The following is an 11,969-nucleotide window of genomic DNA, read 5'->3' as shown; positions in this document are numbered from 1 at the left end:
TGCCATTTTAAGTTTTTATTTCTCTAGAATAAAACAATGCAATACTCCCAGACGACAGCGTTGCTGTCAACTAGGTACATAAAAAAGGCTGCTAATTACCAGCAAATTACATAAATTTGCTGGTTTCGTTACAAAAAATAAACATTAAGTTAAAAAAATCATAAGTGATTTGCAGTAACTTTCTGAATAAATTAGGCGACTAAACAAACACAATTTTCTGTAAATATATTTGCTCCTATTAGTTTTACTAATTCATTCGTACTAAGTCAAATTTATTTATTGAAATATTGATAATATTTATAAAAAAAAGGTTGGTAATTTGACATATTTAAAGATTAAAACCGTGCTACTATTCGCCTATAGCACTAATTTACCTATATTTATTTATGTTTATAGATTCAACTTTTAATTTTGAAATTTGGTTTACTTTATGTGCCATTGGATTTATCGCAGGGCTCATTGATGCAATAGCTGGCGGTGGTGGTATGCTAACTGTTCCAACATTACTCTCGGCCGGTTTACCACCACATCTTGCTTTAGGTACCAATAAGCTTGCCGCTACTTTTGGTTCATTAACTGCTTCAGTGACTTTTTATCGTAAAAAGCTATTTGATCCCAAATTTTGGCGTTTATCTATTTTATATACGGCGATAGGTGCTGTTGTGGGCACGTTTGCTGTTGGCTATTTGTCAGGTGATTTTCTAGAAAAATTTATTCCTATTGTTATCGTTATCACTGCCATTTACACCCTGTTTTCTAAAACCATTGTCACTGAGTTAAAGGGCCTACCTGCGTTAACTTTTCGTTTAAAAATCACCCAAAGTATTCAGGGTTTACTCTTAGGATTTTACGATGGCTTCGCCGGCCCTGGAACCGGGGCATTTTGGACCGCATCCTCAAGTGCACTCTACAAAATAAACATATTACTGAGCTGCGGATTGGCGCGTTCAACTAATTTTGTCAGTAATTTCTGTAGTTTATTAACCTTTATTTATTTTGGTTATGTTAATTTTATTATCGGTATTTCGATGGGTATATTTATCATGCTAGGTGCTGCTGTGGGTGCACATTGGGCAATAAAGTTTGGTAACCGCTTTATTCGTCCTGTTTTCATCATCGTCGTTATTTCTATGTCAGCAAATTTAACTTATCATGCGTGGTTCACTCAATAACAAGGTCAAGAGGTCGTCAAATATGCAATTAGCAATCGACAGAATTACAGCTGTTTTAGATAGTCTAGCTGAGCAGGCTAAAATTATTGATACTGAAAATCAGCAGACTAAATCACATTATCTTTTAAAAGATAAAGATATCTTTTCAGAAGCTTTATTTGCCACCAATAGTGATAAAATAGGCGCATATGTTGATGAGGTACGTGGTAAAACTATCGAATTAGCTCGGTTATTAAAGAGTGGAAAAAAAGAACTATCGCAAAATAGATTACAAGGTATTGAGCAACAAATATCATCAATAATCAATGCAATAAGATCAAACAAAGGGCTTCATCAAGAAGCACAATACCGATTAACAGCGATAAACGCTAGGCGCTATAAGAAAGCGGCAAAAGAACTCTTTAAATCCAGTCAAGCGCTCTATCAGCAATTAGCAGAGCACCACGAGTTTGAGCGCCGCTTACTTGCTATGCTCAATGAAAGAGAGCAACTTCGTCAAAGCGCAACGCCTGCCAAAGCAAAGAAAATATTGGATGAAGTCCTTGCCCTTCACCAAAGGTTAGGTCGATGTCGTCAAGCTATTTCAAAAATAGAGCGCGAAATAGAAGTTTCAGAAAAACCGCGATGATATCTGTTAAATAACTCGCTTTTTGCTTCATCTCGCATTAATCTTAAATAATAACAAACAATAAATTAATCTATTATTTAATCGTAAAAGAGGGCTGGAATGAGAATATCTGATGACATTCATAACTATTATGAAAAATTAGTCGTACAACATTTTGCCGCGCTAAAATTAGAAGAGAAATATGAAGCTGATTTTATTGCTGACCTAACCTGTGTAGTGCTAAATCAACTACCCACTCGTTATATTAGACATGAAGTTGATATGTCATTCTACTTGCCTGCTTCAGAACGTTTTGAAATGGAAAACAATGTAAAAGTTGCGATTAGTAAGGCAATAGAGTTTATGAAAACTCATAACACTTAACTACTGTTCTTTGATTTATTAAGAAGGCAAGTGGTCAAGTCAATGCTCACTTGCTTTTACCCTTAAGCATTCCCTTTAAATGATGACCTGCCCTTTTATTAAACCGTTAAAATTTTAATACCGATTAATATTCATTTTTTTAGCCATTAACTAGCTAAATGCTTTTCACTTCATCAGAAACCAGCTAACCCACTTAAATGGCCTTAAAAGTATAAAGACATAAATACACCTGCATTATGTCTTTGCACTCATTTTTGAGCGTTTCAGTGCTTACAAGTAGGATTTATAAATGTGTGATGACATTAGCAAATAATTTATTAACGGCTGACAAGTATCATGCCCCCTTTAAATAACATTGCTGCCAGTAAAATCATCTGTTGGTAAGTTGATATTTTCTTGGCTTGTTTGTTACGGGATATTCTTGGGACTTTAGATGGAATTATTTCGCTAGCGATAAATACCGGCTCGAATGTATAAATGGGAAATTTTAGTCGTAAAGAGTTGGTACTGAAAGTTGCAAGGTAGCTAAAGATTGTAAGTGATTGATAAAAAGAGTGGTGGCAACCCTAGCAGCCACACCTCGGCACATGAGTCGTCTGCTGCGGTTGCTTCCTTCCGGATCTGGCCGAGTTCACAGAGTATCATTGCGAGGGGACCGAAAGGGTCACCATAGAAAGTTGTCGTTCTCACTTCAACGGCGCGAATTATGGCTAAAGATTTAGCTTGATGCAAGCGCTAGTTATATAAATAAAATCGTTCGCTGTTTTTTTAACCACACTAGCAGGTGTATAGCTAAAATCAACTTGAAATTAGCTTGGAATTACCTTTAAATTATGGACGCTCGCGTGCCAACCGTTCATTAATTTCTAATAAGACTGATTTAATCACCAATAGGTTTTCTTTACCTAAACGTAATAACAGTTTGTCGGCAGCATCAAGGGCTTCTATTTTTTCATCTTTAAAGCGAAACATCACACTGGGGCGAACTAAGTCTAATGATTCTTTTGGAATTTCCATATCCAAGACCTTGGTAATAGCATCATGTAAAACCTCAGTAAAGTTGTCGTCTGGATAGCCTAGCTCTGCATAAGCTTGATCAATCAAAGGCTTCATTTCAAAGTACGACTGCACCAGTGTTTCACTGTCAAATGAACGCAGTAAATCAACATAAAGTGTAAAACGTCGTGCCGCTGACTCATCCCACTTCCAATCACTACTTGCCCCGTTGCTAACCTCATTTGCTAAAAATTTAGTATTAGGTTTAATTAACGGACTATGAGCGTAAGCGATATTACCTTGTGCAAAATTATCAGTGAATACCACAAAACGGCGGATCATATCTTTATCAATGACCAACTTTAACAGTTCTTTACGCCAGGTAAAACTTGGTAGCTTTTCTTGTAACCAAACATCACTTTCATTTAAGGTTGGTAATATCGGTTCAGGCTCAATAGCAACGACGGGTTCTGTCACAACTAAAGGAAAAACTTCTTCTTCAGTTAATATCGGCTCTACTATAGGCTCGGGCGGAATTTCAGCTTTAACGATAGCCACTGGCGCCACTTCAACAACTTCTTGTTCGGTTGTCGATGACATATATAACCAAACTAAGGCGGCTATCACTATAGCAATAATAACGGCAATAATGCCCCAGGAGGTTTGTTTACCTTTTTGCGCTTGATCTTCCATAGGTACCTAATATTCAATTTATCTAAAGAATGCATGATGAATAACCATTGCAACTCGTTTTCATCTAAGTTGCAAGGGAATACGTGATCTAAAATAACTTTTATTTGAAATTGAGTTTTTATCTTTTTATATTATTACTTAACAATTATAAAATAGCATCGTCTTGATTTTCTGGTAGTGCTTTTATAAAAGCGGGTAACTGGTTGCAACGCTCAACAATGGCATTAATAAGCGGAAATGCTGACATATCTACTTTAAAACGATTTGCATTGTAAACTTGTGGAACAAGGCAAAGATCAGCAATAGTGACATCATCACCATAGCAATATTTTCCTGATACCTTTTGTAGTTTTTCTTCAAAGGCAGCAAAACCTATGCTCATCCAATGGTGACTCCAAGCTAATTTATCTCTATCTTCAGCACCTAGTGTATTAACAAGATATTGTTGTACACGTAAGTTTGTTACTGGGTGTACTTCACACGCGATATCTAAGGCAAGTGCTTGCACTTGTGCTTTAGCATAAATACTTTCGGGATAGAGCTGTGGTTGAGGGTATTTATTATCAAGGTAATCAAGTATTGCCATACTTTGATTTAGCACCAAGTCGCCATCAACTGTCTCATCAATTAACGTTGGAACTAAATGGGTCGGATTAAGTGCAATATAAGCTGAACTGTGCTGTTCACCGCCATTGTTAACTAAATGAACGGGTACAGATTCACAATCAATGTTTTTCAAGTGCAAAGCAATTCTTACTCGATATGCAGCGGACGAACGCCAATAACCAAAAAGTTTCATTTTATACCTCTATTTGTTATCTGTATTAATTATTTAAATTTTAACAGTTTTTTTATTGATGTCATATTCACGTAATTTATTTGCAATGGCGGTATGACTTAATCCTAATTTTTTTGCTAATTGTCGAGTACTTGGATAAGCCGGGTATAGTTTTCTAAGTAAATCAGCTTCAAAACTTTTAACCGCAGCATCTAAAGTTCCTTCAAATTCCTTTTCTAGATAACCATGTTCACGTGTATATGCAGGTAATTGCAGATGAGAGGTCATCACAATACTGCCTTCCATTAATGATACCGCACGAATTAATACATTTTCGAGCTGACGAACATTACCAGGCCAAGGATAATGTTCGATAAAATCACGACAGTCATCTGACATAGTGACAATCGTTTTACCAATACGTTGACCAAATTTGACAATAAAAAATTCAGCTAGAGGGATAATATCCGAACGTCGGTCACGTAATGAAGGTATATTTAGTCCAAGTACATTTAAACGGTAGTAAAGGTCTTCTCTAAAATCGCCGGTAGAAACCATGCTAAGAAGGTCACAGTTGGTTGAGCTAATGATCCTGACATTGACCCTAATCTCTTCCTCGTCATTGACGCGACGAAAAGTACCATCTTGAATGACACGCAGTACTTTAGTTTGTAATTTAGGTGACATCTCCCCCACTTCATCTAGAAATATTGTGCCACCGTCTGCTGATTCAAATAAACCCCGTTTAGCTTTATTCTCGCCTTTTGAACCTGCACCAAAAAGTTCTGTTTCTGCATCGTCATCAGGTAATGCTGCACAGCTTAAAGTCATAAAAGGTTTGTTACTGCGATCACTCGCGGCGTGACAAGCATGAGCTAACAGCTCTTTGCCCGTGCCCGTTTCACCAACAATGAGCATTGAAGAGTCAAGGAGTGCCATGCGTTTTGCTTCACGAATAACTTTACGCATCGAGCCACTACTTGCTTGTATACCGGCAAAATTATTTTCATTCGCTTGTTTAAAAGCACTTATTTGTTGGCCTAAACGTGCTTCTGATTTTAAAATTAATACCGCACCCGCTAAAACGGGGATACCGCTTTGATCGGTCACATGGATAGGCATGATATCAGCCACAAAGTCATCATCTTGAAACTTTAAGCGACGCGTTTGAGCAAGTACTTCATCGGCATCTAACCAGCGATTAAAGTTAAAGCCTTTTAACCAATTGCCAACATTATCGCCAATAATTTCATGATCTTTACAGCCCATAATACCGGCAGCTACGGTATTTACAATACGGATATCACCTTTTGCATCAATAGATATAAAGGGATCAGGAAAAGTTTTAATGAGCGTGGAGAGTTCATTACGCTCACGTTCAGAGGGCATAAAAGGTGTTGTTTTTACATCATTCACGCCTTCAATTAAACGTAAACGTGGCATAAAAGTTTGTAATTGGCTAAATTCTAAGTCAGGTATGTTGATAAAAATTTCGCCTGGCTGCTTTAGTTCGATGCCACGTAAATTAATTTCATGTTCAACAAATATTTCTAATACTTCTCGGGCAATGCCGACTCGATCGCAACAAACAATTTCTAAACGCATTTACCTTACCTTAATAGCCAAGTATTCCTGTTCGGTATTGTAAACTAATTTGTACAACAAAAAAAAGCCCCCTGAGGTAGGAGGCTGCTATTATCTAATGTAAGCAAATATTACAAAAGTTTGTCAGTTTTTGCTGCACAAATAAAATCATTACGGTGTAGCCCTTTAATAGCATGTGTCCACCAAGTAATTTTTACTTTGCCCCACTCTAATAAAATCGCTGGATGATGGAATTCTTCTTCGGCTAATGCAGAGACTTTATTTGCAAATGCCCATGATAATTTATAGTTCTTAAATTTATACTCACGTTCAAGCATCATAACCCCGTCACGTACTTCAGGGATCCAGTCTGGTATTTGTGCTAATAGTGCCGGTAACTCTTCATCACTCACTTGTGGCGCGCCAACTTGGCATGCTTCACATTTTTGTACAGATAATTGTTCAGTCATTATTTTTCCTTAACTCACATTATTAATTTCTTTTGCTGGAAACTTCGCTGGGTGTAAGCCTAAGGCTTGTGCTTGCTCAACCAACTCCATAATATCAGCCACTTCAAACTTTCTTAAATCATCTAAATCACTTACTTTATTCAGCATATAATAAATAGGCTGCATAACATCTATTCGATATGGCGTTCTTAATACGTCAAGTATGTTAAGTTTTTCACGTTCAACAATCTCGCTTTCAGTCGCGTGAATGGTTTCGCTCGGTGAAGACAAAATACCACCGCCATAAACTTTAATACCCTCAGGGGTATCTAATAAACCAAACTCGACCGTAAACCAATATAAACGAGCTAAAAATACTCTTTGCTCTTTAGTCGCATTAAGACCCATTTTTCCATAAGCCTCAGTGTAATCAGCAAACGACTTATTGGTTAATAAAGGACAATGGCCAAATATTTCATGAAAAATATCAGGTTCTTGCAGATAATCAAACTCTTCTCGGCTGCGAATAAAAGTAGCTACTGGGAATTTTTTTTCTGATAACAACTTAAAAAACGCACCAAAACCAATCAATGCCGGTACTGGCTCGCACTGCCAACCTGTTGTTTCTTTAAGTACTTTACTAACTTCTGCCAACTGTGGAATTCGGTCATGTGGTAAATTTAATAATTTTGAGCCTAATTTATATTCGTCACACGCTTTGTTTTCAACACATTTTAATTGACGAGTGATCAATTCCTGCCAAACGCTATTTTCTTCATCTGACCAATGAATGTGACCATTTTCATCAGCAACTCGCGAAATATACTTCGTCGCCATCCCCATGATATTACCTTATTTTAATTTTTATCATTATTCACTCACCAATGAGTGAGTCATGTTCTCCACTGATAATAAAACAAGCTTGACGGGAAAAATACCAAACGCTAACTGACTATTATTTAACCAGACAATAATAGCGTATAGAAAAAATTACAAAAATGTAAATACAAAAACAATAACAAATAAAATCAATAAGATAAAAACAACTTATTTATTCCTCACAAGGAATAAAACTACCTTATTAATAATTTTTTTACCTGACTGAGTATTTTTTTCCTCACTTGAGCTATTTTAGGGGTGTTTTCTTCAAAAGGAATGGGTCGACAAAGCTTAATAGTTTGAATACCCAAGCGTGACGTTAACATACCCGCGCCGAGTCCTTGTGCCATGCGCGCAGATAATTTACCTAATAGTTCAGCACCAACCAAGTCAGCTCCTAAATCAATGACTAACTCACTCGCGCCGGCATAAGCCATGTTAACGAAAACTTGTTTAATTAATTTTATTCGACTCCAGTAGCCAATTTTTAAACCATAAAGGCCGGCAATTTTGTCAATCATCCGTAAATTTCGCCAAAACATTAGCATCATATCAACAAGAGCAATCGGGCTTAAAGCAACTAATACTACGGCTTCTGTTGAAAATTTAGCGACTTCATCTAATGCTTTCTCGTCAACTTTTGAGAGTATTTCACGGGAGTATAATTGGAGTAACTCTTCATCACTGTATTCCTCTTTGACCAACGACTGCCAACTTTTTTCATGCTCAGACATCAAATCACAAGGTAAGTTTGCTGAAATGCTTTCACATAAAGCTTTTGCGTCAATATGTCGAGGGGAAGCTAAGTCAGTTGCTAATATATCTTTTGCTTTTGCTTGTGTACTTTGCTGGCGTTTAAATTGTCTTAATGCTGAATACTCACGTATCGCCGTTGAACCAACAATAACTGACAAACCAAAGAGCAGAACACCATACATACCAGCTAAAATAGGAGATTGAGCAAAGCCCTGTTGAAAAAATGTAAAGGTTTCTACCATAACAACGCCAGCAAAAACAGTGCCTACAACCCGCCATAACCAACGAGGCCTAGTTTTTTCCTGTGGGTTATCATCATTTAAATACCCTTGCTTAATTAATGATAAATCTTCTGATGCCTGCCAATCGTCATTACCGACAATAACTTGTTGGCCATTTGAAGGTAAATGACTTTTCTTTGTCGTTAACTCATCATTTTCAAAAAGAATTTGCTGTTGATATTTTTCATCGAGTTCATTCATCTATTTTATCTCCAAGCAAAATTGTATTACTTGCTTCATTCTTATATTTATCAAGGTCGATCATTTTATTTATCACCGGGTAAAAACTGCATCACTTGATCCATGCGTATCGATGGCTGGTAAGCACTATGCTTAGCGGCCAACACATCAACAATCATTTCATTTCATTTTATCACCAAGTAAAAACTGCATTACTTGGTCCATACGCAGGTGAGGTAGACATTCATGTTGTCCAATCGGATCCATCGGAGCAAAGCTAATAAAATTAAAAGTCTCTTGCTGCCAATAATCTTGTTCGGGTAATTTACTCGGCACCGCACCCGGAAAAACCGTAATTAGCTCTCCATTTTCAGAGCGTTTGCCACGAAGCACAGGAATGTCTTGCCCTTGGTAACGACTCGTTCCTGCTTGTGTCGTTTTAACAGAAGCTAGCGCCAGTGTTTTCATTTCAATAACATCATAATTTAACTGATGTTTAGTTTGATAAACAAGCTGGTCGAGTAATTTTACTAAGTTATGGTGTTGCTCTGGCGTAACATGGTCAGCTTTGGTCGCAGCAAATAATAACTTATCAATTTTTGGCGCAAACAAACGAGAAAACAAACTACTTTGACCATAGCTAAAGCTTTCCATGATCATGGTCATCGCTGTTTTCAAATCAGCAAAACTCTCAGGACCATTATTTAACGGAGTTAAACAGTCTGCTAATACAATTTGTCTATCGAAATTAACAAAATGTTCTTTATAAAAAGCTTTAACAACACGTTCTTTATATTCAATAAACCTTGCTCTTAGCATACCGATTAAACAGTCATCACTGGCATTTTGATAAGCATTTTTATCCATTGTTTCAAAAGCAGTGAAAGGGAAAAATTGCAAAATGGGCGCATCTGCTAATTCTCCAGGTAAAATAAAGCGTCCGGGCTGAATAACCGACAAACCAAGTTCGTGACGAAAGTGTAATAAAAGCTCAGTATATTCTTTTGATAAGTCAGCCAACCTTTGCTCATCGACCTTGGCAAAGGGATCTATTTGATTCACTTTTTCTATAAAGCTTTCTGCTGATTTAAACCTAGGTTCGGTAAGCAATAATGCTGTTGTTTGTTGTGACCACTGTTCAAACGTTTGATTTAACATCGGTAAATCAAGTAACCACTCTCCTGGATAATCAGTAATATCTAGGTATAAAGTTGCTGTATCACTGGCATATTTCAACAATGACTCTTTGGGCTTATAACGAATAGCAAGTCGCATCTCACTAATACCATGGGTCGGCTCAGGCCATGTTGGTTCATTTTGCGAAAAAGCTGACATTGCTCGGTCATATTCAAAACGGCCAATGTGTAAATGCTTTTGAGGCACTCGTTTAGCGGCAATGAAGCGCCCTTGATGAACAACATTAAAAAAACCAAGCTGTGAATGATTGCTTTCATTAACGAGTTGGTTGACTAAAGAAGTAATAAAGGCTGTTTTGCCACTACGACTGAGACCTGTAACGGCCAAAGTAACGTGTTGGTCGAGCGTTCGATTTAATAAATCACTCGCTTTTTGCTTTAATTTATTCAGCTTTTTTTTATTTATAAATGCCATGAATTATCTTACTGAAAGTTATATTAATATTTAATGGATACACTTAATCACAAAGACAAGTCGTACGCTTAACTATTTGTTAAGCGAACAAGCTAAAAAAGCGGCAAAAGCCGCTTTTTAATTTTTTGTTGATCACAACTTATTGATTTCTCGAGAAACAGTAAACTCAGGTGAGGTAACATAATGCTCCATCGCTCGAACTTCCCTTTCTAGGGATTTAAATTTATGTCTAATATCCTGAAAAGCTTGTTTAGGCGGCTCTCCAGATTGCCAAATACGCGACTTCACCTTGATAGACTCAGAAGAAAGTTCTTCTTCTGTGTGCATGGTAGCTGATGCATATTGTGATTGTGCTGGTTGTGGTTTTTTAGCGGTAGCGCCTGGTTTTTTATCTAAAATAAACCAACCAGCAATATAAATAACCACAAACCAACCCATACCTAGTAAAACACCCGAAACCACTAGAATACGCACTAACCATGTTTCCCAGCCAAAGTAATCAGCTAGACCAGCACAGACGCCAGCAATTTTTCCTTGGCTCGAGTTTCTGTATAATTCACCACGGCGCTTGTCTGTCATACCTTGCTTCTCCAGTCAGGTGTTTCAGCATCTAAAATAGCTTCAAGCGTTTTAATTCTCTCGGTCATTTTATCGGCTAATTCAGAAAGTTCAGATAATTGCTTGTACTCTTCTTCACTAAAACCTTGGGTTATCTGGCGCTTACTTCGGTAATGTAAAATCAACCAAATAGGGGCAACTAACAACATAAAAATGATGACAGGAACCATTATAAGTTCTTCCACAGTACTTCTCCTTATAAGTTATTCAACACAAACTGAGTTATTTAGTTTTTCTTATCTGATTTCATTTTAGCTTTTAATTGCGCTAATTCATCATCAATATTTTCATCAGATTCTAAATCAGAGATTTCATCTGCTAATGATTTGCTCCCTAAATCAAGGGACTCAACTTGTGATTCGATATCATCAATTTTACGTTCATAACTATCAAAGCGACTCAGTGCGTCATTAACTCGACCACTATCGATATTCTTTTTCACTTTTAAACGAGACGTCGCTGTTTTTTCTCGCATGATAATTGCTTTTTGTCTTACTTTTGCATCCGCTAATTTTTCTTGTAACTGAGAAACTTCACTTTGTAATTTAGCAATATGATCATCAACGTGGTTCAACTCATCTAAAAGTGACAATGCATTCTCAGCACACTTTTTCTTTTCAACGAGCGCCGCTCTTGCTAAATCTTCACGGCCTTTGCTTAAGGCTAGTTCAGCCTTTTCTTGCCATTGTTGCTCATCTTTTTCAAAACGAGTCGCTTGACGAGATAAATCTTTCTTATCTGCTAAAATTTTAGCAGATGACGAACGTACTTCAACTAAAGTATCTTCCATTTCTTGAATGATCAATCGTACCATTTTTGCAGGATCTTCTGCTTTATCTAACAGGTTGTTAATATTCGAATTAATAATATCTGTAAACCTAGAAAAAATACCCATAACAACTTCCTCATTCAATAATTTAATTTAATGTTACTGATATTCTTTATTCATGTTTTGCGCCAAGTTTTACTATTAACTTAACT

At 36.8% G+C, this 11,969-nt stretch carries 13 protein-coding genes and 1 other RNA gene; 3 read left to right on the top strand and 11 right to left on the bottom strand.

Translation table 11 applies throughout. The features are described 5' to 3' along the window. The first annotated feature begins 386 nt into the window (after positions 1 to 386). From H4J56_RS04260 to H4J56_RS04250, 3 genes are all read left to right on the top strand, one after another. Entirely contained in the window at positions 387 to 1,172 is a 786-nt protein-coding gene (locus tag H4J56_RS04260; RefSeq protein ID WP_182244085.1) for a TSUP family transporter, read from the top strand. Positions 1,173 to 1,194: 22 nt separating this feature from the next. Next, entirely contained in the window at positions 1,195 to 1,800 is a 606-nt protein-coding gene (gene priC, locus H4J56_RS04255; RefSeq protein ID WP_182217995.1) for a primosomal replication protein PriC, read from the top strand. 99 nt (positions 1,801 to 1,899) lie between these two features. Then, positions 1,900 to 2,163: a late competence development ComFB family protein gene (locus tag H4J56_RS04250; protein ID WP_070374088.1), complete on the top strand. Its 264-nt coding sequence runs from the start codon at positions 1,900 to 1,902 to the stop codon at positions 2,161 to 2,163. A 564-nt stretch (positions 2,164 to 2,727) separates the two neighbouring features. Here the strand turns inward: H4J56_RS04250 and ffs are convergent. The 11 genes from ffs to pspA form a co-directional block, all read right to left on the bottom strand. Then, an RNA gene (gene ffs, locus H4J56_RS04245) (signal recognition particle sRNA small type) lies at positions 2,728 to 2,824 on the bottom strand. A 170-nt stretch (positions 2,825 to 2,994) separates the two neighbouring features. Continuing rightward, complete coding sequence (locus H4J56_RS04240; RefSeq protein WP_182217997.1) at positions 2,995 to 3,852, bottom strand: DUF3014 domain-containing protein; 858 nt, start codon at positions 3,850 to 3,852, stop codon at positions 2,995 to 2,997. Positions 3,853 to 3,997: 145 nt separating this feature from the next. Then, the gene (gene maiA / locus H4J56_RS04235) at positions 3,998 to 4,651 is read right to left on the bottom strand and encodes a maleylacetoacetate isomerase (RefSeq protein WP_182258931.1); all 654 of its coding nucleotides are present in this window, start codon (positions 4,649 to 4,651) and stop codon (positions 3,998 to 4,000) included. A 33-nt stretch (positions 4,652 to 4,684) separates the two neighbouring features. Then, positions 4,685 to 6,235: a transcriptional regulator TyrR gene (gene tyrR, locus H4J56_RS04230; protein WP_182218000.1), complete on the bottom strand. Its 1,551-nt coding sequence runs from the start codon at positions 6,233 to 6,235 to the stop codon at positions 4,685 to 4,687. Positions 6,236 to 6,345: 110 nt separating this feature from the next. Continuing rightward, entirely contained in the window at positions 6,346 to 6,684 is a 339-nt protein-coding gene (locus H4J56_RS04225; protein ID WP_182250642.1) for a 4a-hydroxytetrahydrobiopterin dehydratase, read from the bottom strand. Positions 6,685 to 6,693: 9 nt separating this feature from the next. After that, the gene (phhA, locus tag H4J56_RS04220; RefSeq protein ID WP_182214954.1) at positions 6,694 to 7,506 is read right to left on the bottom strand and encodes a phenylalanine 4-monooxygenase; all 813 of its coding nucleotides are present in this window, start codon (positions 7,504 to 7,506) and stop codon (positions 6,694 to 6,696) included. A 230-nt stretch (positions 7,507 to 7,736) separates the two neighbouring features. Continuing rightward, a complete protein-coding gene (locus H4J56_RS04215; RefSeq protein ID WP_182230115.1) occupies positions 7,737 to 8,780 on the bottom strand; it encodes a YcjF family protein in 1,044 nt (347 codons plus the stop codon). A gap of 159 nt (positions 8,781 to 8,939) precedes the next feature. Then, positions 8,940 to 10,370: a YcjX family protein gene (locus H4J56_RS04210; RefSeq protein WP_182214950.1), complete on the bottom strand. Its 1,431-nt coding sequence runs from the start codon at positions 10,368 to 10,370 to the stop codon at positions 8,940 to 8,942. 132 nt (positions 10,371 to 10,502) lie between these two features. Beyond that, the gene (gene pspC, locus H4J56_RS04205) at positions 10,503 to 10,949 is read right to left on the bottom strand and encodes an envelope stress response membrane protein PspC (RefSeq protein ID WP_182214948.1); all 447 of its coding nucleotides are present in this window, start codon (positions 10,947 to 10,949) and stop codon (positions 10,503 to 10,505) included. After that, entirely contained in the window at positions 10,946 to 11,158 is a 213-nt protein-coding gene (gene pspB, locus H4J56_RS04200; protein ID WP_182214984.1) for an envelope stress response membrane protein PspB, read from the bottom strand. Before pspB ends, pspC begins: the two co-directional genes overlap by 4 nt. A 56-nt stretch (positions 11,159 to 11,214) precedes the next feature. After that, a complete protein-coding gene (pspA, locus tag H4J56_RS04195; RefSeq protein ID WP_182214946.1) occupies positions 11,215 to 11,883 on the bottom strand; it encodes a phage shock protein PspA in 669 nt (222 codons plus the stop codon). Positions 11,884 to 11,969 lie beyond the last annotated feature (86 nt).

The sequence above is a fragment of the Colwellia sp. BRX8-4 genome (assembly GCF_014077345.1).
GTDB lineage: Bacteria > Pseudomonadota > Gammaproteobacteria > Enterobacterales > Alteromonadaceae > Colwellia_A.
Note: the sequence above shows the minus strand (reverse complement) of the source record. Positions and strands in the feature narration are given on the sequence as shown.